A 23,070-nucleotide genomic window follows, 5' to 3' on the forward strand; every position below is an offset into this window, starting at 1 on the left:
CGCCACGCCAGGATTTGAGATAGATTTCACGTTTCCGAACCTACAACCGCCCTGGAGGGGGAGCCGCGGATGCGCATCGGAATCGTCGTCGACTCGGCCTGCGACCTGCCGCAGGACTTCATTGCCGAGCACAATATCGTGCTGCTGCCGATCACCGTACGGATCGGCGAAGCCGTGCTGGCCGATCATCGCGATGAGCAGGCCACCCTGAGTTTCCTGCACGCGCATGTGGCCGAACACGGGGCTGAAGCGGAGACCATCCCCTTCAGCGTCAACCAGATTCGCGACCTGTTCCTGCAGCAGCTGGTGATCGATTACGACCACGTGTTCTGCATGACCATCACCAAGACCCGCAGCCCGATCCACGACAACGCGCTGCAGGCCAGCTTCGCCATCCTCAACGACTACAAGCCGGTGCGTCAGGCAGCGGGCTACAACTCGCCGTTCGCGCTGCGCGTGCTCGACACCCAGAACCTGTTCGCTGCCCAGGCGGTGACGGCGGTGGAAGCGGTACGCCTGCGCGACAGCAATGCCAGCGTGCAGCAGATCCGCGAACGATTGGAGGAACTGGCCGGCAACGTGCATGGCTATATGGTTACCCGCGACCTGTACTACATGCGCGCACGTGCGCGGCACAAGGGCGACCGCAGTGTCGGCCTGCTCAGTGCAGCGCTGGGCAGCGCACTGGACATCAAGCCGGTGCTGCATGGCTACCGCGGCGAGACCGGGCCGGTGGCCAAGATCAAGGGCTTCGACAACGCCGTGCAGAAGCTGTTCGCGGTGGTCGGCCAGCGCGTGCGTGCCGGGCTGATGACACCGACGGTGTGCGTCAGCTACGGCGGTGAACTGGACGAGCTGCGCACCCTGCCCGGCTACGCACAGCTGAAAGAAGTCTGCGCCACCCATGGCGTGATCGTATACGAATCGGTGATGAGCCTGACCGGCATGGTCAACGTCGGCAAGGGCGCGGTCACCGTGGGCTTCGCCGATGGGCCGCATCGGTTCGAGTGAGGCCCCATCGCGGCGCGGATCTGCACATCGATTCCACCGCGGTTGTGCCAGTCTTGCCGCACTTCAAGGAGAACTCCATGCCTGCGCAGTACCACATCAGCCTGCCCGACCCGTCCAAGGCCCGTGGCAATGACCCTGACCTGTCCTTCCATTCGCAGGGCGCCGCCGGTTTCGCCGAAGAGCTGCAGGACGCTCTGCGCAGCGGCACACTGTTCGAGCGCTGGAAGGCCAAGCAGCCCGACCCGGATGCGGTGGAACCGCAGTGGGGCGTGACCGACCCGGATGCCACCGTGACCGGCGAGCAGAAGGACCTGCGCATCAACCTGGTGGCCACCACCCGCATCGACAGTGACGTGTTCAAGCAGCGCCTGCGCCTGCTGGCCGGCCACCATTGGGAACTGCGCGACGTGCGTTGAGGCTTGGATCTGGTAGTTGCCAACCTTGGTTGGCAACCACCGAACTCCGGGTAGTGGCGGCCGCGGGGCGGGCCACCCACCCAACCAAAAGATGGAGCCCCGCCCCCCCCCGGCCGCTGGCCGGCAACCGCAGAATCCATGAAGGTGCCGGCCAGCGGCCGGCACTACCAGCCACCGCCCAAGGCCATGCTCTGGTAGTTGCCAACCTTGGTTGGCGCTTCCGAAAAAAGCTGCCAACCAAGGTTGGCAACGACCGACGAACCGCCGGGCATGGCCCGGCGTTTCCATTTCCCTACCAGCCACCACCCAGCGCGCGGTACAGCTCCACCCGTGCGATCGCGGCGGTGGCCTGGCTGTTGGCCAGCGCGGCCTGGTTGTCCAGCGCGATGCGCTGGGTGGTCAGCACATCCAGCATGTCGACCACACCAGCCTGGTACTGCCGGCGCGCCGCACCCAGTGCGGTCTCGCTCTCATCCACCGCCACCTGCAGCTGTACCGTGCGCTGCTGCTCGGCACTGTAGCCATCGATGGCGTCGTCCACTTCATGCCAGGCCTGCAGCACGGTGCGGCGGAACTGCAGCGACGACTGTTGCTGCTGCAGCCGGCTCAGCGCGAGATTGGCCTTCAGCCGCCCGCCCTGGAAGATCGGCACGCTGATCGACGGCCCGATGCTGAAACGGTGCGCGTTCCACCCATCCAGGTCATCGAGCTGCTTGGCCTGGAAGCCCGCGTCGCCATTCAAGGTGATACGCGGCAGGAAGCTGGCCTTGGCCACGCCGATGCCGGCCGTTGCCGCATGCAGTGCCGCTTCGGCGCGACGGATGTCCGGGCGACGCTCGGCCAGTTCGCTAGGCAGACCCACCGCTACGGCCGGCAACGCCGGCCAGTCATGGCGTGCATCCTGCAGCTGCGCGTCCAGCGCCTGCGGCGGCTGCGCCAGCAGGAACGCCAGCGCATTGCGCAGCTGCGATTCGCGATGCCGCAGCGGCGCGATGCGGGCCTGCAGCGATGCCACCTGCGCGGACGCGCTGGACACCTGCAGCGTGCTGGCCACGCCCTGCTGCTGGCGTGCCTCGGTCAGGCGCTTCATGTCGAGGGCGATGCTGAGGTTGTCCTCGGTGATCGCCAGCAGCTGCCGCGTCGCACGCAGCTGCAGGTAATCACGCGCGGTTTCCGCCAGCAGCGCGATGCGCACCGCATGTGCATCCTCCTCGGCCATCTGTACGCGTGCGTCGGCCGCTTCCACCTGGCGGCGCACACGCCCCCACAGGTCCAGCTCCCAGCTCAGCCCGATGCCGGCCTGGAAGAGCCCGTAGTCATCACGGCCGCCGTTGCCGGACGGATCATTCAGGCCCACCTCGCTGTTGCGTGCGCGCACGCCACTGGCGCTCGCGCTGACGTTGGGCAGGCGATCGGCGGCGGTGATGCCACGTGCGGCGCGGCTCTGCTGCACGCGGTTGGCGGCCAGCTGCAGGTCCAGGTTGGCCGCGAGCACCTGGCCGGCAAGCTGCCCCAGCAGTGGATCGTCGAAGCCGGCCCACCAGGCCGCGTCCTGGTCGATGGCGTTGCCGGCGACCGCCTCACCCTGCCACTGGCTGGGCAGTTCCGCCTGCGGGCGTACGAAGTCCGGACCCGCCGTGCAGGCAGCCAGGGCCGTGCACAGGGTGGCCGCAACAAGGGTACGGAACAGGGTGACTGCGCTCATGCGCCCTCCCCGCTCTTGTGGCCCGGACGGTGCTGCACGCTCTGCGCGCGCGCACGGCTGCCCAGGTCAACGCTGGCTTCCACCGACATGCCTGCACGCAGCTGGTCCAGCAGCGGCTGGCCGGGTTCCAGCACGATCTTCACCGGAATGCGCTGCACCACCTTGGTGAAGTTGCCGGTGGCGTTTTCCGGTGCGACGGCGGCGAAGGTGACGCCGGTGGCCGGTGCGATGCTGTCGATGTGCCCGCGCAGCGGCTTGCCCGGGAACACGTCCACCTTCAGTTCGACCTGCTGGCCGGCCTGCATGCGGGTCATCTGCGTTTCCTGGAAGTTGGCGACCACGAAGGCGCGCTTCAACGGCACCACCGCAGCCACCGGCGTACCCGGGGTCAGGTAGGCACCCACGCGCACGGCGCGGCGACCAACCATGCCGTCGATCGGCGCGCGCAGCACGGTATGCGACAGATCCAGTTCGGCGCGTGCCTGCGCCGCTTCCGCACGCTGCACCGCCGCCTGCGCGGCCTGCACGCCAGCACTGAGGATGTCGGTGCGCTGGCGCGCGGTCGACAGTGCAGCCTGGCCCTGCTGCAGATGGGCACTGGCTACGGCCTGCTTCGACTGCGCCTGCTGCGCGTTCTGCACGGTTCCGGCGCCGTCACGAGCCAGTTCGCGGTAGCGCTGCTGGTCGGCACTGGCCAGGGTCAGTTCGGAACGGCTGACATCGACACTGGCCCTGGCCTGCTCGATCAGCGAATCCTGCTGGGCCAGTGCGGCCTGCGCGTTGGCCAGCTGTGCGCGGGCATTGGCAAGGTCGGCACGCGCTGCCTGCAGTGCCACCTGGTAGTCACGGTCGTCGATGCGGGCAAGCACGTCGCCAGCCTTCACCGACTGGTTGTCCTCAACTTCCACGGCACTGACAAAGCCGGGAATCTTCGGCGCAACCAGCGTGTAGTCGGCCACGACGTAGGCATTGTTGGTGGTCTGGTGGCCGCCGTCGCGCAGCAGCAGCCAGGCGCCGATGGCCAGGGCCAGCACGCCCAGGCCCAGGCCGGTATTGAGAGTGGTTCGATTGATCGTCATGAGGGGGTTCCTGCGAAAGGTTCAGGCCACGGCACGTGGCGGATGGATGCGGGTGGGCATCCAGGCAATGAGCGGAATGAAGGCCAGCGCCACCAGCGCGACCACCCAGTACAGATCGGCCGAGGTCAGCGCCTGTACCTGTGCATGCAGGCGCGCGCCCAGCTGCGGGCCCTCGGCCAGCCACGGTTGCTCGCCCAGGCGGTCAACCAGCACGGTGGAATGGAAATGACGGCGCCCCTGGGCGACGGCATCCAGCACGCCGCTGGCAAGCACGGCAGCGAAGCCCTTGACCGTGTTGAACCACGCCGAGGCAAACGGCCCGTCCTGGGGCGCCAGGCCGCCGGTGGCCAGCATCAGCAGCGGCAGCACCGCCATCGGCTGGGCGAACACCTGCAGCAGCTGCACCCACAGGAAGTTGTCGCGGATCCAGGCCACATCCAGGTGCGAGCCCAGCCAGCAGGCCAGGGCCAGCATCGCCAGGCCAGTGGCCTGCACCCAGCGGCAATCCACTGCACGGATGTTCAGCAGCGCCGCCACCAGCGGCAGCGCGATCACCTGCGGCAACGCCACCCACAGCAGCATCGGTGCGGTCTGCAGCGGCCGGTAGCCCTGCACGCTGGCCAGGAAACCGGAGGGGATCGAGATCACCGCCAGCAGCACGAACAACACACCGCCCAACGTCACCAGCGAGTAGCTGAGGTTGCGGTTGGCCAGCAGCTGCAGCTTGAAGAATGGCAGCGGGTGGAACCATTCATTGATCATGAACAGCACCATCAGGCCGGCACCGCCACCGATCATCAGCGTGATCATCGGCGAGTCGAACCAGTTCAGGCGCGGGCCCTGCACCAGGCCCAGCACCAGCAGCACCAGCGCCGGCAGGCCGAGCAGCAAGCCGACCGTATCGAACTGGGCGAAGCGATCCAGCCGCAGCGGGTCCTGTGGCAGGCCCCAGCTGACCATCGCCATGGCGGCCAGGCAGTACGGCACGATCTGCCAGAACGCCCAGTGCCAGCCCACCTGCTCGACCCAGAACGCGGCCAGCGGCGTGCCCATGCTCGGGCCGAAGGTGGCGGTCAGCGCGTAGCCCGCCAGGCCATACAGCTTGATGCCGGGCGGCAGGAAGCGCAGGGCCACGCTCATCAGCAGCGGCGGCAGCGCACCTCCACACAGGCCCTGCAGCGCGCGCAGCAGCAGGAATACCTGCAGGTTCGGGGCAAGCGGGCAGAGCACGCCCAGCACCATGAAGCCACCGATCATCGCCAGCGCGAAGCGGCGCAGCGAGAAGGTGGCGGCACACCACGGTGCGAAGGCCATCGCGCTGACCGACATCGCGCTGTAGAGGGCGACGATCCAGCTGCCATCGTCGACGCTGAAACCCATCGCACCGCGGATGTCGGCCAGGGCGACCTTGGTGATGTTCTCGTTGAAGCCCGACACCAGCACCGCCAGCAGCACGCCACACAGGCCGACCAGAACGCGGCGGTCGAGCCCGGGGGCGGCGGCAGGACGGGGCGCTGCAGCAGCCGGGACAGCGGCGGCCGGCGTACTCATCGCCGGGCACCGATCCGTGCAGGGCACGGCATGTTGGGGGTCATTGGAATGCGCTCAGTGAAACTCCGGGGAGCGCAGTCTAGGGAGCCGGTAGCGTGCAAAAAATGGCGTTGCCAGCATCGCAGGCGTGCGTTGGGCGCACGCCCGGAACCTCAGCGGCGGATGCCCTCGACGCTTTCGCACATGGTCTTGATCGAGCGGCGCAGCCACTGGTGCGCAGCATCGTTGTCCAGCCGCGGGTGCCAGGCCTGCACGATGGCGGCGGTGCGCACCGGGATCGGCAGCGGGAACAGGCGCAGCGGCAGGCGCATGCTGACGATCCGCTCCAGCATCACGCTCGGCATCTGCGGCAGGATCAGATCCGATTCGGCCGCCGCGAAGATCGCACCGTGGAAGGTCGGGCTGATCAGTGCCACCCGCCGCTGCAGGCCGAGCGTGGCCAGGTCGTCATCGATCGGGCCGCGTGGCAGGCCGCGGCGCGACACCGCAATGTGGTCGCAGGCGGCAAAGCGCTCGGCACTGATCTCGCCATCGAACAACGGATGGTCCTCGCGTGCAGCCCCCATGAACGAGGTACTGAACAGGTTCTGCACCTTGGTGTCGGGTGCGTGCTTGCCGGCGGTGCTGATGTACAGATCGATCCGGCCCTGCGCCATCGCATCGTCATCGGTATCGCCCTCGGGCACGAAGCGCAGCACCGCGCGCGGTGCCTGCTGGCGGAATATCTCGCGCAGGCGACCGCCAAAGCCACCGATGAAGACATCGTTGGCACGCACGTTGAAGGTGCGCTCCAGGGTACCCACGTCGATCTCGCGGCCCGCATGGAAAACACGGTGGGCCTGTTCGATGACGTCGCGCACCTGCTCGCGCAGCTGCAGGGCCCGCGGTGTCGGTGCCAACCCGCGACCTGCGCGCACCAGCACCGGGTCGCCCAGCGCCACGCGGATCCGGCCCAGGGTGCGGCTCATCGCCGGCGCGCTCAGGTTCATCCGACGCGCGGCGGCGGCCACGCTGCATTCGTCAATCAGCACGTCCAGTGCCAGCAACAGGTTCAGGTCCGGCAGGGGCATGACAGTCTCCAGTAAATCAGATGACTCTACGACACGTGTAACCTTCGTGGATTGCGTTATACGCATTCATTGACTGCCGCGCACGGCATGGGTGCGCGCGGTGACATCGGCGACCATCCCCGGCCTGCCAAGGAGACATCCATGTTCACTACCCTGCTGGTCGCCCTGGACGGCGGCCCCCAGCACGCACGCGTGCTGGACCTGGCCGCCGCCATCGCAGGCCCGCGCAGCCGCCTGCACCTGCTGTGCGTGCTCGACCCCGAATTCGCGCTGGCCGCCGATGCCAGCGACGCCGACCGCATCGAGTACCCGGAAGCCGCCCGCCAGCGCTCGCGGGCCGAAGCGGTGCTGGCCGAAGCCCTGGCCGAGCTGCGCGAGCGCGGCGTCGACGCCATCGCGCAGATTCCCTCCGGCGACCCGGGCGAAGTGATCAGCGAGCAGGCCCGGCGCCTGAAGTGCGACCTGATCGTGATCGGCCACCGCCACCTGTCCCGCCTGGAACGCCTGTTCGAACCCTCGATCGGGCAATGGACCATCGACCACGCGCCCTGTCCGGTGCTGGTGGAAACCCGCGATCCACAACCCTAGCTGCCATGGCCTCCCGTTCCCCGTTGTTTCCCACCCGGGTCAGTTACCGTGCCTTCGGCCGCCAGTTCGGCCGTGGCGAGCAGGCGCTGCTGGCGGCGATACGCCAGCTGCGTGACCCTATGCTGCAGCCCGAAGGGCTGGCCGGCTTGAGCCACCTGGGTCTGGACCGCGAGGGCCGCGATGCGTTCGTCGCCCTGCTGCCATTGCTGGCCGCGCCCGCTGCTCCCATCGATCTGCTGCCCGCCGGCTCTCCCTTCATTGCCGCCAGCGAACTGGACCTGCTGGTCTGTCTGCTGCGCATTGCCCAGTGGCGGCATGCACGCCCGCGCGAAGACGACACACTGGCACCGTTGCGCCGGCAGCTGGCGCGCTGTGCGATGGCCGTGCAGGCCGCAAACCTGCCGTTGCGGCAGCGCTCGTTGTCACCGGTCGGACTGAGGCTGCTCGATCCCACTGGCTGGTTGCGGCAGCGCTGACCCGGCCGCGCCGCCCGTGCGCAATCACGCAGAGGGACCGGGCACCTGGCACGCTCAGCAATCCATCCTGCCGTGCGCACTGCCTTCGTCATCGAGCAAATGCGCATGCAGGATCACCTGGTTGCGACCGGCCCGCTTGGCGGCATACAGCCCTGCATCGGCATCCGCCAGCAACTGATCGGCGCTGGCCAGAGCCGGCGGGTGCAGGTAGGCCACGCCGATGCTGACACTGACCGACCCTTCCGGCAGTGGCAGCGCCGCCACCGCCTCTCGCAGGCGTTCGGCGAGCGCCAGCACGCCCGACAGTGGGCTTCCGGGCACGATCACCGCAAACTCCTCGCCGCCGTAACGGGCAACGCTGTCACCGGCGCGGCCGGCGCTGATCTTCAGTACCGTGGCCACGGCCTGCAGGCAGCGGTCCCCAGCCGGATGTCCGTGGCGGTCGTTGAAGACCTTGAAGTGGTCGATGTCCAGCAACAGCAGGCCCAGCTCGCTGCCGCTTCGGCGCGCCCGGTTCCATTCCGCCAGCAGCAGTGCATCGAACTCTCTCCGGTTGGCCACGCCGGTCAGGCCATCCTGCCGTGCCAGCTGATCCAGCGATGCCTGCCGTTCCATCAGGTCCACCTGCAGCAGGATGCTGCGCACGCCGAAACCCAGCGTGGCCACCACGAACCCACTGACCGCCAGTGGCCGTGCATGGTCGACCACCAGGGTACCGACCACCAGCAGCAGCAATGGCAGGATCATCGGCCCGGCCGCCTGCACCGTGCGTGCCAGCCGCGGATGCGGCAGGGCAGCCGGCAGCGGCGTGTGGCTCAGTGCCAGCAGCGCCAGCAACAGGAACGGCAGATCGATCAGCAGATCGTTGTAGGCGCCAAAGGAATCTTCCGAGGTGTAATGGTTGATGTAGTACGCCACCAGCAGGTAAGCCAGCGCGTAAAGCGCCAACGCGCGGAAGAAGCTGCGCCGCTCGGGCACATCAACGGCCAGCCAGCGCACCACCGCGAACCCGGCGATGCACAGATTCTGGATATCGAACATGCGCTGCATGCTGGCCATCGCCGAATCATCGATGTCGATCCGGGCGGCGAACGATTGCGTATGCACGAAGAACAGCACGCCCAGCAGCGCCGCCATCGCCGCATCGATCAGGCTGATGCTCATTCGCTCGCGGCGCGCGCGGGCGAGGATGAACACCAGCGGCACGCCGTACAGGACGTACAGGAACAGGCTTGCCTGCGGGGTGATATCGGCGCGGCCAGCCCCCAGCGCGTCGACCATGTTGGAGGCCATGCCGCCCGCCCACAGCAGCAGCGCCAGCGCGGTGGCGCGCCAGCCCAGGGCCGCCCGGTCGCGGCGCGCCCGCCACAGGCAGGCGCCCGCAGCCAGCAACGGTGCACCGGTCAGGAACACGAACGACCCGCCCCCGGCGGGGCCCGGCCACAGGGTCAGCACCAGGCCATGGCACAGCACATACAGCAGCGCCAGCACTACTACCGGCATGCTTCCCCCGATCCGCAAGGCCGTATGCGCACACGATAGCCCCGCCCCCGCCACGGCCACGTAAAAAAAGGGGACGGAGGGGATTAAGTCGTTTGCGGCACGGCGGCAAAAGCGACTTAATCCCCTCCGTCCCCTTTTTTCGGGTGCGTCAGCCGTGCAGGGCGCGGGCGTGGTGGGCGATGTGCTCGCCAATAAAGCTGGCGATGAAGTAGTAGCTGTGGTCGTAGCCCGGCCGCAGGCGCAGGGTCAACGGGTGGCTGGCCGCGTCGCAGGCCTGCTGCAGGCGCTGCGGCTGCAGCTGGGTCTGCAGGAACTCGTCCGCCTCACCCTGGTCAACCAGCAGCGGCAGGCGCTCATCGGCCACGGCGATCAGCTCGCAGGCATCCCATTGCGCCCAGTCGGCCGGGTTGTCACCCAGATAGGCATGGAAGGCCTTCTGCCCCCACGGCACGTGGCTGGGCGCGACGATCGGCGAGAACGCCGACACGCTGCGATAGCGCCCCGGATTGCGCAGGGCGATCACCAGCGCGCCATGGCCGCCCATCGAGTGGCCACTGATCGCGCGCGCATCGGTCACCGCGAAGTTCGCCTCGATCAGCGCCGGCAGTTCCTGCGCCGCATAGTCGTGCATGCGGTAGTGCTTCGCCCACGGTGCACGGGTGGCGTTGAGGTAGAACCCTGCCCCCTTGCCCAGGTCGTAGCCTTCGGCATCGGCCACGTCATCACCGCGCGGGCTGCTATCAGGCGCGACGATGATCACACCGTGTTCGGCGGCGTAGCGCTGTGCGCCGGCCTTGGTGATGAAGTTCTGCTCGGTGCAGGTCAGGCCGCTCAGCCAGTACAGCACCGGCAGCTTCTGAGTTTCCGCCTGCGGCGGCAGGTACACGGCGAACTGCATGTCGCAGCCCAGCGTAGTGGAATGATGGCGGTAGATGTCCTGCCAGCCGCCGAAACAGGCCCGGTGTTCAATGCGTTCCATGGGTTCCTCCCGAGGGGCGGCAGGCACAGCAGCCTGCCGCCCGGCGTGGCTCAGTAGTGGACCACCGAACGGATCGACTTGCCTTCATGCATCAGGTCGAAGGCTTCGTTGATCTTGTCCAGGTCCATGGTGTGGGTGACGAACGGCGCAAGTTCGATATCGCCCTTCATCGCGTCTTCCACCATGCCCGGCAGCTGGCTGCGGCCCTTCACACCACCGAAGGCGGTGCCCATCCACTTGCGGCCGGTCACCAGCTGGAACGGACGGGTGGAGATCTCCTGGCCCGAACCGGCCACGCCGATCACCACGCTCTGGCCCCAGCCACGGTGCGCGCATTCCAGCGCCGCGCGCATCACGTTGACGTTGCCGATGCACTCGAAGCTGTGGTCCACGCCCCAGGTGGTCATCTCGACGATGACCTGCTGGATCGGCTTGTCGAAGTCCTTCGGGTTGATGCAGTCGGTGGCGCCGAATTCGCGGGCCAGCTCGAACTTGGACGGATTCGTATCCACCGCGATGATGCGGCCGGCCTTGGCCTGGCGCGCGCCCTGGATCACCGCCAGGCCGATGCCGCCCAGGCCGAACACGGCCACGCTGTCGCCTTCCTGCACCTTGGCGGTATTGTGCACCGCGCCGATGCCGGTGGTGACACCGCAGCCAAGCAGGCACACGTGCTCCGGGTTGGCTTCCGGATTGATCTTCGCCAGCGAGACTTCGGCCACCACGGTGTACTCGCTGAAGGTCGAGCAGCCCATGTAGTGGTACAGCGGCTCGCCGTTGTAGCTGAAGCGGCTGGTGCCGTCGGGCATCACGCCCTTGCCCTGGGTGGCACGCACCGACACGCACAGGTTGGTCTTGCCGCTCTTGCAGAACAGGCACTCGCCGCACTCGGCGGTGTACAGCGGAATCACGTGGTCGCCCGGCTTGACGCTGGTCACGCCCTCGCCCACCTCCACCACGATGCCGGCGCCTTCATGGCCCAGCACCACCGGGAACAGGCCTTCCGGATCGTCGCCGGACAGGGTGAACGCATCGGTGTGGCAGACACCGGTGTGGGTGATCTTGACCAGCACTTCGCCGGCCTTCGGCGGGGCGACGTCGATCTCGACGATCTGCAGCGGCTGGCCGGGACCAAAGGCGACGGCGGCACGGGACTTCATGGTGGCTTCTCCAAAGACAGGCGGTAACAGGATGGGCGGCGCAATGTTGCGCCGTCGTTTATTTCAGGTACGAGCGGATCAACGCGCTCATGTCGCGCACGCGTTCGGCGCGTTGTTCGTCGGAGGCCGCGGGTTGGCCGAACTCCTCGCGCAGATGGGCCTCCATCACCTCGGACATCAGGCCGTTGACCGCGCCACGGATGGCGGCGATCTGCTGCAACACCGGCCCGCAGTCGGCACCGGCTTCCAGCGCGCGGTCCAACGCATCGCACTGGCCACGGATGCGGCGCACGCGGGCCAGGACCTTCTTCTTCTCTTCGGGGGAGTGCGGCATGGCGGGGCCACTCGGAACTATACTGGGGGATAGTATACAAGCCGAAGCCACGGACTCAATCCCGGTCGGCTCAATCGAACAATCCCTCGCCCGCCAACCGCGTCAGTTCATCCACCACGTAGCGCACCTTCGGCCGCAGATGACGCGTCGGCGGCCACAGCGCGTGGATGTCGATGTGCCGTTGCATGTGCGCATCCAGCACCGATTGCAGCGCACCGGATTGCAGATGACGACGTACCAGCGACTCCGGCATCTGGCAGATACCGAGACCGGCAATGGCCGCTTCAATCACCGCGTCGCCGTCATTGAGCTGATACGGCGCATTCGGGATGAATGTCCCTTCGTCATCCTCGCTGCCGATCCGCCACCAGACCGGCTGGCCATGACGGAAACCGACGATGCTGCGGTGCTGCGCCAGTTCCTCGACGGTAGCCGGCACACCGTGCGCCTGCAGGTACTCCGGCGATGCGCAGGTGACCAGGCGTTGGCGGCCCAGCCGCCGCGCAACCAGATGCTCTGCCTGGTGCAGCCCACCGAAACGGATCAGCAGGTCGATGCCTTCCTCGACGGGATCGACGAAGTGATCGGTGAAGGTCATCGTCAGCTGCAGGTCCGGGTACTGCCGGCACAGGCGCAACAGCACCGGCAGCACCACCAGCCGCCCGAACGAGGATGGCATGTCGATGCGCAGCCGCCCACTGGGCAGGCCGGCCGACCCCAGGCAGGCCTCTGCAGCGGAGATTTCTTCCAGCGCGGCCGCACACGACGCGTAGTACGCCTCGCCATCGGTGGTCAGTGCGATGCGCCGTGTAGTGCGATGGAACAGGCGCACACCCAGTCGCGTTTCCAGCCGGGCGATGGCCTTGCCCACCGCCGAGCGCGAGATGCCCAGCGCGTCTGCCGCCTCGGTGAAGCTGCCCGAGCGTGCGGTCGTGACGAACGTCACCAGGCCATTCAAGGATTCCAGCGGCAGCATCATCTCACCCCACATTGGGGACAAATAGTCCCGCACGAAGGGAGATCGAAGCGCTTTATGCGCCCGTATGTCAACTCCATCCTGTGTACATCGCGCCGCTGGCGCCTCTCCCCCGCACCGAGATGACCGACATGACCGCCGCCCTGTTCCACCCCTTCGACCTGGCAGGCACCGCCCTGCGCAACCGCATCGCGATGGCGCCGATGACCCGCGCCCGCAATCCCGGCTCGATCGCCAACGCGCTCACCGCGCGGTACTACCGGCAACGCGCCAGCGCCGGCCTGATCATCAGCGAAGGCACGCCGGTCTCGCCGCAGGGCCAGGGCTACATCGACGTGCCGGGCATCTGGTCCGACGAACAGGTGGCGGGCTGGAAGCTCGTCACCGAGGCCGTGCATGCCGCGCAGGGCACGATCTTCGCCCAGCTCTGGCATGTGGGCCGCATGTCGCATGCCTCGCTGCAGCCTGAGGGTGGGCAACCGGTCAGCGCGGGTACGCGCCCGGTCGCCAGCGCGCCGAAGAACACCTCGTTCGTGTACCTGGCCGATGGCAGCCGTGGCCATGCCGATCCCACTCCGGCACGTGCACTGCAGACCGCGGAGATGCCCGGCATCATCGACGACTTCGTACGCGGGGCGGACAACGCCATTGCTGCCGGCTTCGACGGTATCGAGCTGCATGCCGCCAACGGTTACCTGTTCGAGCAGTTCCTCAACCCGCTCATCAACCAGCGCGAAGACCGCTATGGCGGCTCATTGCCGAACCGTGCGCGATTGATCCTGGAAACCGTCGACGCGATGGCCCAGCGCATCGGCGCCCACCGCATCGGCGTGCGCCTGGCACCGAACAACCTCACCTTCGACATGCCGTTCTACCCCGACAACGAAGCCACCTACCTGTACCTGGCCAAGGAACTGGGCAAGCGCGGGCTGGCCTATGTGCACCTCAATGACAACCTGCAGGCGGGGCAGTCAGTGCTGGGCGAGGCCTTCCTGCGGCAGTTCAAGCAGGCCTACGGTGGCACCGTGATCCTGGCCGGCGGCATGACCCGCGCGCGTGCCCTGCAGCTGGTCGAGGCCGGCACCATCGACCTGGCCGCATTCGGCCAGCCGTTCATCGCCAACCCGGATCTGGTCGAGCGCCTGCAGCACGACGTCGCGCTGGCCACGCCCGACCGCACCACCTATTACGGTGGTGGCGAAGCAGGCTATCTCGACTACCCGCGCGCGCCATAGATCCACAGCATGCGTGGATGCGACGCACCCTTCGCCACCGTACACATCACGGCGCCTTCTCTACCTTGGTCGAGTCCGAATCAAAGGTCAGCACACGGGTGCTGATCTCGCCCCTGGCCGAGTCCTTGCGACTCAGCTCAAGCCGCCCCTGGTTGCCCTGCGCCACCAGGCTGGCGGCAAAGCTGCCCTCGTTGGACAGTGCTGTGATCACGGCAGTGCCATCGGGCGCGACTCTCATGCCCGCCCGATCGCGAACCTTGTATCCCACGCCAACCGGCGCATCCAAGGCCATTACCGCGCTGCCGTTGGCCATGGTGCCGATGCCACCGCGCTCATCGCCCTTCGCATCGTAGATGGTCATGCCCGTTGCGCGTGAGTTGCGGGCAATGTCACTGGCATCCTCGGCAATCTGCACGCGCGTGCGCCCTTCACTGTCGAGCACGGTCAGCTTGTAGGTACGGATCTCCGGCACCACGCTGGCATCGGGCGTGGCCACGCTGGTCCCGATCAGGGCCAACGATGCGCCCAGCGCGAACATCGAGGCAGCAAGCAGATTCCTGCGGCGCAGCCGGTGTTCCAGGCGTTCCAAGCGTAGGGCTATATCCTGTTCATGCATGTTGCGCTCCCTGTTTGAGTCTGTGGTTGTTGCTCCGTCACTTGCCATCAGCGTCCACGTGGATCACACGGGTGGATGCGCCGCCTTCGGCGGACTCCATGCGGCTCAGCTCCAGCTGTCCTTCCGCGCCCTGCGCGACCAGCCTGGCGGCAAAACCCCCGGCGTTGGACAGGACACCGATAAGCGCCGAACCGTCCGCTCCCACTTTCATTCCAGCCCGATCTGACACGCGATAGCCAACGCCGCGCGGCGCATCCAGGGCAACCGTGGCACTGCCATCGTCGGCCGTGACCATGCCTCCACGCTCCTGTTCATTGCCATCGAAGATGATCAACCCCGCCACCCGGGCGTTGCGCTTGATGTCCAGGTCCGGCGCGTCCTCACCGATCTCCACCCGCTTGCGTCCTTCCTGATCAAGCACGATCAGGCGTTGGGTGCGAATCTCGGGAACGATGCCGGCCTCCGGGCTGGCAACACCGCGACCGGCCAGCACGATCGATACCAACAGGACGGGCGTTGCCACCAGCAGCCAGCCCCATCGGCCTGCCCGTTGCTCAAGCGTGCGTACGCGCGCTTCCACTTCCAGATCCCGCATGGAATTCTCCCTGGCAACGAGGCCACCGGTCGCAACGACGGGGGCACTCCGATCCTGAACTACAGTTCGATCCTAGAACGTCCATCCGTGCCCAACAACATGACGAAAGTCCCCATGAACTCCGTCACCACTTCGTTCATCGTCAACCTCGACGTACCCGATCTTGCTGCCGCTGAGGCCTTCTACATCGAAGCCTTCGGCCTGCGGATCGGCCGCCGTCTCGGGCCGGAGGCCGTGGAACTGCTCGGCGGGCCAACGCCGTTGTACCTGCTGCAGAACGAGGCCGGCAGCGCCGCCACCGAGGATGGCGACGTACGCGACTACGAGCGTCACTGGACGCCGCTGCACCTGGACTGGGTGGTGGATGACATCGAGGCCGCACTGGCACGTGCGATTGCGGCCGGGGCGACGCTCGAACAGCCGGTGCGCGAGCGTCGCTGGGGACGCATCGCCGTGCTGGCCGATCCGTTCGGCCACGGCTTCTGCCTGATCCAGTTCAGTGGCGAAGGCTACGACGCGCTGGTCGAATGACCGTTGCGCCGTTCACCACGGCAACGGCACCGCTTCGCCGTTGGCGCGCTCGCCGTAGTACAGCGACGGCAGCAGGCGCGAGAGGAAACTGAACTCCGTGTAGCAGTGCCTGAGCAGGCCCAGGCCGACCGCATCGCCGGCATCGCGGTGCGGATCGGTGCTGTCCAGGCCGAGCACGAAGCGGCTGCGCAGCACACAGCCAAACGGCGTATCTCGCGCCACGTGCAGCATCTGCCCGTCGCAGGGATCACCGTTTGCATCCAGGCGCACGTGGTCGCCGAAGCCGATGCGCGCGGCGATCACCGCCGATACATCGCCTGCATCCTGTGCCACCTGCAGGCGCTCGGGCACCAGCAACGTGCGCGGGTCATGGAACTTCAGGCGCGCCGCCACCGGCGGAATGTCAGCGAGCGATTCCACCGCATGGATGCTGGCGCCGTGGTAGCTGCGCCCGCGCTGCCAGGCCGCGTCCCAGCCGCGATGCTCGACATGGTCGACCGGATGCCACCAGCGGATGTGCTGGGTGGTCTCGAAGAAGGTGAACCACCAGTCCAGCATGCGGCCCTTGCAGCCGTGCAGATCGGTGCGCACCGCCACCAGCAGGGTGCCGTCTTCGCGGCGCTGGATGCCGGTTTCCAGGTGCATCGGCGCCGGGTCCAGCAGATCGTGGTGGTCCAGCCAGGCGCGGGCGTTCACAGCGGTATCCATCGGGGGTTTCCTGCGGGTTTGGGAGGTCTGACAATACGGAAACGCTCAACGTTTCGCAATTAACCAAATGCGGTAAGATGGTCGCAATGAACAGCACCACCCTGCCCGAGCCCACAACGCCAACCCGCCGCCGCGGCCGCCCGGCGCGACCGGAAGCCGAAGTCCGCCACGCCGTGCTGCAGGCCACGCTGGAACTGCTTCTGGCACAGGGTTACGAGGCCACCACCATCGAAGCGGTGGCAGCACATGCCGGGGTTGCGAAGAAGACTGTGTACCGCCACGCCAGCAACCGTGAGGAACTGGTCGGGTTGGCAGTGCGCGAGTGGACCGACGGCTTCGCGCCGCAGCTGCAGCGTGATGCGCGCGATGCCGAAGAGGTCGTGCCACTGTTGCAGGACATCCTGCAAGCGGTATGTGCGCAGGCGCTGTCGGCGCAGGCGGTGCAGGTATTCCGCCTGTTGGCCACCGACTTTCCCGGCAAGGACGCGCTGCTGCAGGCCTATCTGGACAACGGCATCGAACGCGGCCGTGCGCTGCTGGCCGACTGGCTGGCGCGGCAGCAGCAGCGTGGGCTGCTGCGCGAGGGAGACCCGGCGCGCATGGCGCGGCTGGTGTTGGCGATGGCCGTGGCCGAACCGCTGCGCGAACGCGTGATCGGCGTGGTAGCCGAGGATGCGCCAGTAGAGGTACATCTACGTGAGTGCGTGGTGTTGTTGGGGCCGGTGCTGCAGGGGGCGTAAGGTTGCTCCATCCACGCATGGCGTGGATCTACCGGCCGATCCCGATCCGTTGGTCGGCAATGGCCTGCCCCAGGTGAGTGCCGACCGTTGGTCGGCACTCCTGCAGCAACTCACTCGCGCAGCATATCCACGAACGCGCGCAGCGCACCGGGCATCTGTCGCTGCTTCGGGTAATACAGCGCGAAGCCGGCGAACGGTTCGCTCCAGTCTTCCAGCACCGCCACCATCTGCCCCGATTCGATGTACGGCCGCGCGGTATCTTCCAGCACGTAGGCCAGGCCGATGCCATCGAGCACCGCGCCAACCACGGTGCCCTGTTCGCCCAGCGTCAGCCGTCCGGGCACGTCAATCTCCAGCGCCTGCACACCGCGCTCGAACTGCCATTTGTACAGATGCCCGCTGGCGAAGCGGAAGCGGATGCATTCGTGTGCAGCGAGATCGCGCGGATGCTGTGGCGCCGGGTGCCGCCGCAGGTAGTCCGGCGAGCCGACAATCAGCCCGCGCAGCGGTGGCCCCATCGGCACCGCCACCATGTCCTCGGGCACGAACTCATGCAGGCGCACGCCGGCGTCGTAACCCTCGGCGACGATGTCGACCAGGCCGTCGTTCTCGGTCAGTTCCACCCGCACGTCCGGATGGGCGCGCAGGAAGCGCGCCAGCCGCGGCCCCAGCTGGGTCGACACCGCCGCGCGGGTGGCGTTGATGCGCAGCAGGCCGGCCGGGACGGCGCGGAACTGGTTCATTTCCTCCAGCGCGTCGTGCACCTGCCCCAGTGCCGGTTGCAGGCGCTCGAGCAGGCGCTGCCCGGCCTCGGTCAGTGCCACGCTGCGGGTGGTGCGATGGAACAGGCCTACGCCCAGGCGTTCTTCCAGGGCGCGGATCGCATAGCTCACCGCCGAGGTCGACAGCGCCAGCTCGGCGCCGGCGCGGCGGAAGCTGCGGTGGCGGGCAACCGCCGCGAACGCGGCCAGGTGGGAGAGGTTGTCAGTGGCCATGATTGTGCAGTTTCACTTGATGAATCATGCCGATATCCGGGCTTCTTGCCGCTGGGTACGGGGCGTATTGTAAAACGCCTTTCGACAAACCCTGCCAAGGATTCCCCATGTCCCTCGCCCGTGGTTACGCCGCCCATTCACATACCGACCCGCTGATCCCGTATGAGTTCGAACGCCGCGCGGTCGGCCCGGACGATGTGCGCATCGAGATCCTCTACAGCGGCATCTGCCACTCCGACCTGCACCAGGCCCGCGACGACTGGGGTGGCTCGATCTACCCGATGGTGCCGGGCCACGAGATCATCGGCCGCGTCACCGAGGTCGGCAGCAACGTCACCCGCTTCAAGGTCGGCGACCACGCAGGCGTCGGCTGCATGGTCGACTCGTGCCGCCACTGCGACGCCTGCGAGCACGACCTGGAGCAGTACTGCGCCGAAGGCGCGACCTGGACCTACAACGGCCGTGAACGCGAAAGCGGTGCGCCGACCTACGGCGGCTATTCCGACCACGTGGTGGTCGAGCAGCGCTTCGTGGTGAAGGTGTCCGAGACCCTCGACCTGAAGGCGGCCGCGCCGCTGCTGTGCGCCGGCATCACCACCTGGTCGCCGCTGCGCCACTGGAAGGTCGGCCCGGGCCAGAAGGTCGGCGTGATCGGCCTCGGAGGCCTCGGCCACATGGGCGTGAAGTTCGCCAAGGCGCTCGGCGCGCACGTGGTGATGATCACCACCACGCCGGAAAAGGGTGCCGATGCCAAGCGCCTGGGCGCCGATGAAGTGCTGGTCTCGCGCGATGCCGCGCAGATGAAGGCGCATGCGGGCAGCTTCGACTTCCTGCTCAACACCATCCCGGTCGGCCATGACACCAACCCGTACATGGGCCTGCTCAAGCGCGAGGCCACCATGTGTCTGGTCGGCGTGCTGACCGAACTGGACCCGCCGCTGACCGGCGGCAGCGTGATCTTCGGCCGCAAGCACCTGACCGGCTCGGCGATCGGCGGCATGGCCGAAACCCAGGAAATGATGGACTTCTGTGCCGAGCACGGCATCGTCAGCGACGTCGAGATGATCGATATCAAGAACGTCAACGAAGCCTGGGAACGCATGGCGAAGAACGATGTGCGCTACCGCTTCGTGATCGACATGGCGACGATGAAGAACGCCGCCTGATCGATCGGCAGCGGTGAACGAAGAACCCCGGCATTGCCGGGGTTTCTTGTTTGCGTTGCACGGCCCGTCCGCCGGGCCATGCCCGGCGAGCGAAGCGGTTGCCTCCCTCCTTGGGCATGACGAAGATCAAGGACCCGGCCACCAGCCGGGCGCAGACTCCCCGCATGGCCCGCCTGCCCTCCCCTGCAATGCTGATGCGTGCGCCGCACCGGCTGTTGTTCTTCTTCGGCGCCGGCAACCTGCTGCTGGCGATGCTCTGGTGGACGTTGTGGCTGGGAGCTCTGCGCGGACTGTGGACGCCGCAGCCATCGCCGCTGCCTCCGGCCTGGCTGCACGCGCTGCTGATGCAGTACCTGGTGCTGCCCAGTTTCATCTTCGGCTTCCTGCTCACCGTGTTCCCGCGCTGGATGAGCCAGCCCGAGCTGCCGCGCAGCCGCTATGCGCCGGTCGGCATCGGCCTGTTCGGCGGGCAGGCGCTGTTGATTGCCGCCGCCTGCGGGTGGAGACCCGGGCTGTGGCCCGGCCTGCTGCTGGCACTGGCCGGCTGGAGCGCCGGACTGATCGTGCTGGGACGCGTGCTCAAGGCCGCCGGTCCCAACCGCAACTGGCATGCGCGCGCCTGCTATGCCGCACTGCTGCTGGGCTGGCTGGGGCTGCTGCTGTTCATGGCGGTGGTGCGCGGCCACGCTACGCTGATGCCGGTCACTGTGGCACTCGGCACCTTCGGCCTGCTGCTACCGGTCTACCTCACCGTCGCGCACCGGATGATCCCGTTCTTCGCCAACAACGTGGTGGACGGCTACGTGCCGTGGCGACCGCTGCGCTGGTTGGCCGCGATGTGGGCACTGCTGATGCTGCGCCTGCTGTTGAGCGCGTTGCAGATCGACAACCTGCTGTGGCTGGCCGATGCGCCGCTGCTGATGCTGTCGCTGCAGGCGCTATGGCACTGGTGGCCACGCGGGCCGATGCCGGGCCTGCTCGCGGCCCTGTTCCTGGCGCTGGCGTGGCTGCCGATCAGCTTCGCGTTGTATCTGCTGCAGGATGTGGGTCAACTGCTGGGCCATCCGCAGCTGCTCGGCCGCGCGCCGTTGCATGCACTCGCCGTGGGCCTGTTCGGCAGCCTGCTGGTGGCGATGGTGACCCGGGTCACCCAAGGCCATTCCGGGCGACCGCTGGTGATGCCGGCCGTGGCCTGGTTTGCGTTCGTCGCGCTGCAGGCAGTGGCGATCATGCGCATCGCCGCCGAACTGATGCCCGACGCCTATGCGTGGCATTTCGCCGCCGCCATCGGCTGGTTGCTGGCGCTTGCACCATGGGTGGTGCGTCTGGGCTGGATCTACCTGAGCCCACGGCGGGATGGCAAGCCGGGCTGACATCGACGCCGGGCATGGCCCGGCGCTACCGCAATCGAATCAATACGCGAACTCGCGGAACACCGGATCGACGTCGCCATGCCAGCGGCCATGGAACAGCGCCAGCTTGCGCTCGGCCGGGGTCAGGCCGGACTCGACGATCTCCTGCAGCACGTCCAGGAACTTGCTCTCGTCCTGGCCGTCGGCATTGCGCGCCGCGCGGCGCTTGAGGCCTCCGACGGAAATCTTCACTGCTTCGCGGGCGAGGTCGCGCACGCTGCCATTACGGAACGGCAGGTTCATCGCATGCTTCGGCACGCCGTCGCGCAGTGCATGGCGCTCGGCCAGGGTGAAATCACGCACCAGGTCCCAGGCGGCATCCAGCGCGGTGTCGTCGTACAGCAGGCCCACCCAGAACGCCGGCAGCGCACACAGGCGGCTCCACGGGCCACCATCGGCGCCGCGCATTTCCAGGTACTTTTTCAAACGCACTTCCGGGAAGGCGGTGGTCATGTGGTCCGACCAGTCGCGCAGCGTCGGCAACGCACCCGGCAGCACCGGCAGCCTGGCCTGCATGAAATCGCGGAAGCTCTGCCCGCTGGCGTCGTGGTAGATGCCATCGCGGTAGGAGAAATACATCGGCACGTCGAGCAGGTAGTCGACATAGCGCTCGTAACCGAAGCCATCCTCGAACACGAAGTCGAGCATGCCGGTGCGGTCAGCATCGGTATCGGTCCAGATGTGCGAGCGGTAGCTCAGGTAGCCATTCGGCTTGCCTTCGGTGAACGGCGAATCAGCGAACAGCGCGGTGGCGATCGGCTGCAGCGCCAGCGACACGCGGAACTTCTTCACCATGTCCGCTTCGGTGGCGTAGTCCAGGTTCACCTGCACCGTGCAGGTGCGGGTCATCATGTCCAGGCCGAGCGAGCCGACCGTGGGCATGTACGCGCGCATGATCTTGTAGCGGCCCTTCGGCATCCACGGCATCTCATCGCGCTTCCACTTCGGCTGGAAGCCCATGCCGAGGAAACCCAGCTGCAGTTCGCCGGCCACCTGGGCCACTTCATTGAGGTGGGTGCCAGTCTCCACGCAGGTCTGGTGGATGGTCTCCAGCGCCGCTCCGGACAGTTCCAACTGACCGGCCGGTTCCAGCGTCACCGAGGCGCCATCGCGCAGCAGGGCGATCGTGTTGCCGTTTTCCTGCACCGGCTCCCAGCCGAAGCGGACCAGGCCGTTGAGCAGGGCCTCGATGCCGCGCTCGCCCTCGAAGGTCGGCGGGCGCAGATCATCCAGGCGGAACCCGAACTTCTCGTGCTCGGTGCCGATGCGCCACTGCGCGCGGGGCTTCTCGCCGGAGGCGATCACCTCCACCAGCTGCGAGCGGTCGGTAATGGGTGTATCGGCGACGTGGCTGGGGCTCGACAAGGGGAATGCTCGCTGGACGGTGGCGGGGGATGTGGGGCTCGGAGCCTTCCATCGCAAGGGCGCACTATAGCGTGGCGACCCGTTGCGTCATGCGACGGAGACGGGTTTCAGCATCCTACCGACGCCCTCTTGACCCTCGTACACTCAGGGCATGAGCCGCCATTCACGACACCCCGAACTGCACCGCTCCGAGCGTGTCGGCTGGCTACGTGCCGCCGTGCTGGGCGCCAACGATGGCATCGTCTCAGTGGCAGGGCTGGTGGTCGGCGTGGCCGCCAGCGGCGCCTCCGCCGCGACCATCCTGGCCACCGGCGTGGCTGGCACCGTGGCCGGCGCGATGTCGATGGCCGCCGGCGAGTATGTCTCGGTGCAGACCCAAGCCGACACCGAAGACGCCGACCTGGCGATGGAAAAGCGCGAACTGCACGAAGATCCGCACAGCGAACTGGAAGAGCTGGCCGCGATCTACCGCCACCGCGGCCTGGAGCCGGCACTGGCGCGGCAGGTGGCCGAACAGCTCACCGCCCACGATGCGCTGGGCGCCCACGCACGCGACGAGCTGGGCATCACCGATACCCTGCGCGCGCGCCCGCTGCAGGCGGCGCTGGCCTCGGCCGGGGCGTTCACCTGCGGCGCGGCACTGCCGGTGCTGACCGCCCTGCTCGCGCCGGTGGACAAGGTCGCGATGATGACCACGGCCAGCACCCTGCTCGGTCTGTGCCTGACCGGCGCGATGGCGGCCCGGGCCGGCGGCGCACCGCCGGTACGCGGCGCGATCCGGGTGATGTTCTGGGGCGCGTTGGCGATGGCCGCGGCCGCCGGCGTCGGTCGCCTGCTCGGTGCCCACGTCTCGTGACCG

Annotated in this window: 24 protein-coding genes; 10 read left to right on the top strand and 14 right to left on the bottom strand. The window is 67.4% G+C overall.

The features are described from left to right. Nucleotides 1-69 precede the first annotated feature (69 nt). Both ACJ7C5_RS14345 and ACJ7C5_RS14350 read left to right on the top strand, forming a co-directional pair. Nucleotides 70-1,011: a DegV family protein gene (locus tag ACJ7C5_RS14345; protein ID WP_412704269.1), complete on the top strand. Its 942-nt coding sequence runs from the start codon at nt 70-72 to the stop codon at nt 1,009-1,011. A gap of 77 nt (nt 1,012-1,088) precedes the next feature. Beyond that, a complete protein-coding gene (locus ACJ7C5_RS14350) occupies nt 1,089-1,427 on the top strand; it encodes a hypothetical protein (RefSeq protein WP_006469105.1) in 339 nt (112 codons plus the stop codon). Between the two features lie 292 nt (nt 1,428-1,719). Here ACJ7C5_RS14350 and ACJ7C5_RS14355 read toward each other — a convergent pair whose 3' ends face one another. The 4 genes from ACJ7C5_RS14355 to ACJ7C5_RS14370 all read right to left on the bottom strand — a co-directional run bounded on the left by ACJ7C5_RS14355 (nt 1,720) and on the right by ACJ7C5_RS14370 (nt 6,832). Next, nucleotides 1,720-3,132, bottom strand: coding sequence for an efflux transporter outer membrane subunit (locus ACJ7C5_RS14355; RefSeq protein WP_412704270.1), 1,413 nt, complete (start codon nt 3,130-3,132; stop codon nt 1,720-1,722). After that, nucleotides 3,129-4,211, bottom strand: coding sequence for an HlyD family secretion protein (locus ACJ7C5_RS14360; RefSeq protein WP_088027077.1), 1,083 nt, complete (start codon nt 4,209-4,211; stop codon nt 3,129-3,131). Before ACJ7C5_RS14360 ends, ACJ7C5_RS14355 begins: the two co-directional genes overlap by 4 nt. Nucleotides 4,212-4,232: 21 nt before the next feature. Then, nucleotides 4,233-5,762, bottom strand: coding sequence for an MFS transporter (locus ACJ7C5_RS14365; protein ID WP_412704271.1), 1,530 nt, complete (start codon nt 5,760-5,762; stop codon nt 4,233-4,235). 152 nt (nt 5,763-5,914) lie between these two features. Next, the gene (locus tag ACJ7C5_RS14370; protein WP_412704272.1) at nt 5,915-6,832 is read right to left on the bottom strand and encodes a LysR family transcriptional regulator; all 918 of its coding nucleotides are present in this window, start codon (nt 6,830-6,832) and stop codon (nt 5,915-5,917) included. A 141-nt stretch (nt 6,833-6,973) separates the two neighbouring features. Between ACJ7C5_RS14370 and ACJ7C5_RS14375 the strand changes: the two genes are divergently transcribed. Both ACJ7C5_RS14375 and ACJ7C5_RS14380 read left to right on the top strand, forming a co-directional pair. After that, on the top strand, nt 6,974-7,420 hold the full coding sequence (locus tag ACJ7C5_RS14375) for a universal stress protein (RefSeq protein ID WP_088027082.1): 447 nt from the start codon (nt 6,974-6,976) through the stop codon (nt 7,418-7,420). A 5-nt stretch (nt 7,421-7,425) separates the two neighbouring features. Then, nucleotides 7,426-7,896, top strand: a complete 471-nt coding sequence (locus tag ACJ7C5_RS14380; protein WP_088027083.1) for a hypothetical protein — start codon at nt 7,426-7,428, stop codon at nt 7,894-7,896. 54 nt (nt 7,897-7,950) lie between these two features. On the opposite strand, the gene ACJ7C5_RS14385 is transcribed toward ACJ7C5_RS14380, so the two are convergent. The 5 genes from ACJ7C5_RS14385 to ACJ7C5_RS14405 all read right to left on the bottom strand — a co-directional run bounded on the left by ACJ7C5_RS14385 (nt 7,951) and on the right by ACJ7C5_RS14405 (nt 12,851). After that, nucleotides 7,951-9,399, bottom strand: coding sequence for a GGDEF domain-containing protein (locus tag ACJ7C5_RS14385; protein ID WP_412704273.1), 1,449 nt, complete (start codon nt 9,397-9,399; stop codon nt 7,951-7,953). Between the two features lie 148 nt (nt 9,400-9,547). After that, the gene (fghA, locus tag ACJ7C5_RS14390; protein ID WP_412704274.1) at nt 9,548-10,378 is read right to left on the bottom strand and encodes an S-formylglutathione hydrolase; all 831 of its coding nucleotides are present in this window, start codon (nt 10,376-10,378) and stop codon (nt 9,548-9,550) included. 50 nt (nt 10,379-10,428) lie between these two features. Then, nucleotides 10,429-11,538: an S-(hydroxymethyl)glutathione dehydrogenase/class III alcohol dehydrogenase gene (locus ACJ7C5_RS14395; RefSeq protein WP_094002141.1), complete on the bottom strand. Its 1,110-nt coding sequence runs from the start codon at nt 11,536-11,538 to the stop codon at nt 10,429-10,431. A 58-nt stretch (nt 11,539-11,596) separates the two neighbouring features. Beyond that, a complete protein-coding gene (gene frmR / locus ACJ7C5_RS14400) occupies nt 11,597-11,872 on the bottom strand; it encodes a formaldehyde-responsive transcriptional repressor FrmR (protein ID WP_005411009.1) in 276 nt (91 codons plus the stop codon). Nucleotides 11,873-11,942: 70 nt separating this feature from the next. After that, entirely contained in the window at nt 11,943-12,851 is a 909-nt protein-coding gene (locus ACJ7C5_RS14405; RefSeq protein WP_412704275.1) for a LysR family transcriptional regulator, read from the bottom strand. Between the two features lie 128 nt (nt 12,852-12,979). Here ACJ7C5_RS14405 and ACJ7C5_RS14410 point away from each other — a divergent pair, with 128 nt between their 5' ends. Beyond that, entirely contained in the window at nt 12,980-14,083 is a 1,104-nt protein-coding gene (locus ACJ7C5_RS14410; protein ID WP_412704276.1) for an alkene reductase, read from the top strand. Nucleotides 14,084-14,129: 46 nt separating this feature from the next. Here ACJ7C5_RS14410 and ACJ7C5_RS14415 read toward each other — a convergent pair whose 3' ends face one another. Both ACJ7C5_RS14415 and ACJ7C5_RS14420 read right to left on the bottom strand, forming a co-directional pair. After that, nucleotides 14,130-14,672, bottom strand: coding sequence for a hypothetical protein (locus ACJ7C5_RS14415; protein WP_125430669.1), 543 nt, complete (start codon nt 14,670-14,672; stop codon nt 14,130-14,132). Between the two features lie 64 nt (nt 14,673-14,736). After that, nucleotides 14,737-15,294: a hypothetical protein gene (locus ACJ7C5_RS14420; RefSeq protein WP_097048907.1), complete on the bottom strand. Its 558-nt coding sequence runs from the start codon at nt 15,292-15,294 to the stop codon at nt 14,737-14,739. A 114-nt stretch (nt 15,295-15,408) separates the two neighbouring features. Here ACJ7C5_RS14420 and ACJ7C5_RS14425 point away from each other — a divergent pair, with 114 nt between their 5' ends. Next, on the top strand, nt 15,409-15,825 hold the full coding sequence (locus ACJ7C5_RS14425) for a VOC family protein (protein WP_412704277.1): 417 nt from the start codon (nt 15,409-15,411) through the stop codon (nt 15,823-15,825). A 12-nt stretch (nt 15,826-15,837) separates the two neighbouring features. Here the strand turns inward: ACJ7C5_RS14425 and ACJ7C5_RS14430 are convergent, their stop codons facing one another. Beyond that, nucleotides 15,838-16,533 carry a DAPG hydrolase family protein gene (locus tag ACJ7C5_RS14430; RefSeq protein WP_412704278.1) on the bottom strand — a complete coding sequence of 232 codons (696 nt, stop codon included), beginning with the start codon at nt 16,531-16,533 and terminating at the stop codon, nt 15,838-15,840. 86 nt (nt 16,534-16,619) lie between these two features. Here ACJ7C5_RS14430 and ACJ7C5_RS14435 point away from each other — a divergent pair, with 86 nt between their 5' ends. Beyond that, on the top strand, nt 16,620-17,273 hold the full coding sequence (locus tag ACJ7C5_RS14435) for a TetR/AcrR family transcriptional regulator (RefSeq protein ID WP_412704279.1): 654 nt from the start codon (nt 16,620-16,622) through the stop codon (nt 17,271-17,273). Between the two features lie 110 nt (nt 17,274-17,383). Here the strand turns inward: ACJ7C5_RS14435 and ACJ7C5_RS14440 are convergent, their stop codons facing one another. Continuing rightward, a complete protein-coding gene (locus ACJ7C5_RS14440; RefSeq protein WP_412704280.1) occupies nt 17,384-18,268 on the bottom strand; it encodes a LysR family transcriptional regulator in 885 nt (294 codons plus the stop codon). A 107-nt stretch (nt 18,269-18,375) separates the two neighbouring features. Between ACJ7C5_RS14440 and ACJ7C5_RS14445 the strand changes: the two genes are divergently transcribed. Continuing rightward, a complete protein-coding gene (locus ACJ7C5_RS14445; protein WP_032129891.1) occupies nt 18,376-19,434 on the top strand; it encodes an NAD(P)-dependent alcohol dehydrogenase in 1,059 nt (352 codons plus the stop codon). Nucleotides 19,435-19,550: 116 nt separating this feature from the next. Then, nucleotides 19,551-20,807, top strand: a complete 1,257-nt coding sequence (locus tag ACJ7C5_RS14450; RefSeq protein ID WP_412704281.1) for an NnrS family protein — start codon at nt 19,551-19,553, stop codon at nt 20,805-20,807. A 39-nt stretch (nt 20,808-20,846) separates the two neighbouring features. Here ACJ7C5_RS14450 and ACJ7C5_RS14455 read toward each other — a convergent pair whose 3' ends face one another. Beyond that, complete coding sequence (locus ACJ7C5_RS14455) at nt 20,847-22,211, bottom strand: glutamate--cysteine ligase (RefSeq protein ID WP_412704282.1); 1,365 nt, start codon at nt 22,209-22,211, stop codon at nt 20,847-20,849. 151 nt (nt 22,212-22,362) lie between these two features. Between ACJ7C5_RS14455 and ACJ7C5_RS14460 the strand changes: the two genes are divergently transcribed. After that, nucleotides 22,363-23,067 carry a VIT1/CCC1 transporter family protein gene (locus tag ACJ7C5_RS14460; protein ID WP_097048899.1) on the top strand — a complete coding sequence of 235 codons (705 nt, stop codon included), beginning with the start codon at nt 22,363-22,365 and terminating at the stop codon, nt 23,065-23,067. Nucleotides 23,068-23,070 lie beyond the last annotated feature (3 nt).

It is taken from the genome of Nocardiopsis yanglingensis (assembly GCF_045809185.1).
GTDB classification, from domain to species: Bacteria; Pseudomonadota; Gammaproteobacteria; order Xanthomonadales; family Xanthomonadaceae; genus Stenotrophomonas; species Stenotrophomonas yanglingensis.

Bases quoted from the DNA above. Each gene is read 5' to 3' on its own strand.
- ACJ7C5_RS14345 (WP_412704269.1), top strand. From the start codon at position 70: ATGCGCATCGGAATCGTCGTCGACTCGGCCTGCGACCTGCCGCAGGAC.
- frmR (WP_005411009.1), bottom strand. From the start codon at position 11,872: ATGCCGCACTCCCCCGAAGAGAAGAAGAAGGTCCTGGCCCGCGTGCGC.
- ACJ7C5_RS14395 (WP_094002141.1), bottom strand. From the start codon at position 11,538: ATGAAGTCCCGTGCCGCCGTCGCCTTTGGTCCCGGCCAGCCGCTGCAG.
- ACJ7C5_RS14430 (WP_412704278.1), bottom strand. From the start codon at position 16,533: ATGGATACCGCTGTGAACGCCCGCGCCTGGCTGGACCACCACGATCTG.
- ACJ7C5_RS14365 (WP_412704271.1), bottom strand. From the start codon at position 5,762: ATGAGTACGCCGGCCGCCGCTGTCCCGGCTGCTGCAGCGCCCCGTCCT.
- ACJ7C5_RS14355 (WP_412704270.1), bottom strand. From the start codon at position 3,132: ATGAGCGCAGTCACCCTGTTCCGTACCCTTGTTGCGGCCACCCTGTGC.
- ACJ7C5_RS14425 (WP_412704277.1), top strand. From the start codon at position 15,409: ATGAACTCCGTCACCACTTCGTTCATCGTCAACCTCGACGTACCCGAT.
- ACJ7C5_RS14445 (WP_032129891.1), top strand. From the start codon at position 18,376: ATGTCCCTCGCCCGTGGTTACGCCGCCCATTCACATACCGACCCGCTG.
- ACJ7C5_RS14375 (WP_088027082.1), top strand. From the start codon at position 6,974: ATGTTCACTACCCTGCTGGTCGCCCTGGACGGCGGCCCCCAGCACGCA.
- ACJ7C5_RS14350 (WP_006469105.1), top strand. From the start codon at position 1,089: ATGCCTGCGCAGTACCACATCAGCCTGCCCGACCCGTCCAAGGCCCGT.
- ACJ7C5_RS14450 (WP_412704281.1), top strand. From the start codon at position 19,551: ATGACGAAGATCAAGGACCCGGCCACCAGCCGGGCGCAGACTCCCCGC.
- ACJ7C5_RS14405 (WP_412704275.1), bottom strand. From the start codon at position 12,851: ATGATGCTGCCGCTGGAATCCTTGAATGGCCTGGTGACGTTCGTCACG.
- ACJ7C5_RS14460 (WP_097048899.1), top strand. From the start codon at position 22,363: ATGAGCCGCCATTCACGACACCCCGAACTGCACCGCTCCGAGCGTGTC.
- ACJ7C5_RS14435 (WP_412704279.1), top strand. From the start codon at position 16,620: ATGAACAGCACCACCCTGCCCGAGCCCACAACGCCAACCCGCCGCCGC.
- ACJ7C5_RS14360 (WP_088027077.1), bottom strand. From the start codon at position 4,211: ATGACGATCAATCGAACCACTCTCAATACCGGCCTGGGCCTGGGCGTG.
- ACJ7C5_RS14440 (WP_412704280.1), bottom strand. From the start codon at position 18,268: ATGGCCACTGACAACCTCTCCCACCTGGCCGCGTTCGCGGCGGTTGCC.
- ACJ7C5_RS14370 (WP_412704272.1), bottom strand. From the start codon at position 6,832: ATGCCCCTGCCGGACCTGAACCTGTTGCTGGCACTGGACGTGCTGATT.
- ACJ7C5_RS14380 (WP_088027083.1), top strand. From the start codon at position 7,426: ATGGCCTCCCGTTCCCCGTTGTTTCCCACCCGGGTCAGTTACCGTGCC.
- ACJ7C5_RS14385 (WP_412704273.1), bottom strand. From the start codon at position 9,399: ATGCCGGTAGTAGTGCTGGCGCTGCTGTATGTGCTGTGCCATGGCCTG.
- fghA (WP_412704274.1), bottom strand. From the start codon at position 10,378: ATGGAACGCATTGAACACCGGGCCTGTTTCGGCGGCTGGCAGGACATC.
- ACJ7C5_RS14410 (WP_412704276.1), top strand. From the start codon at position 12,980: ATGACCGCCGCCCTGTTCCACCCCTTCGACCTGGCAGGCACCGCCCTG.
- ACJ7C5_RS14420 (WP_097048907.1), bottom strand. From the start codon at position 15,294: ATGCGGGATCTGGAAGTGGAAGCGCGCGTACGCACGCTTGAGCAACGG.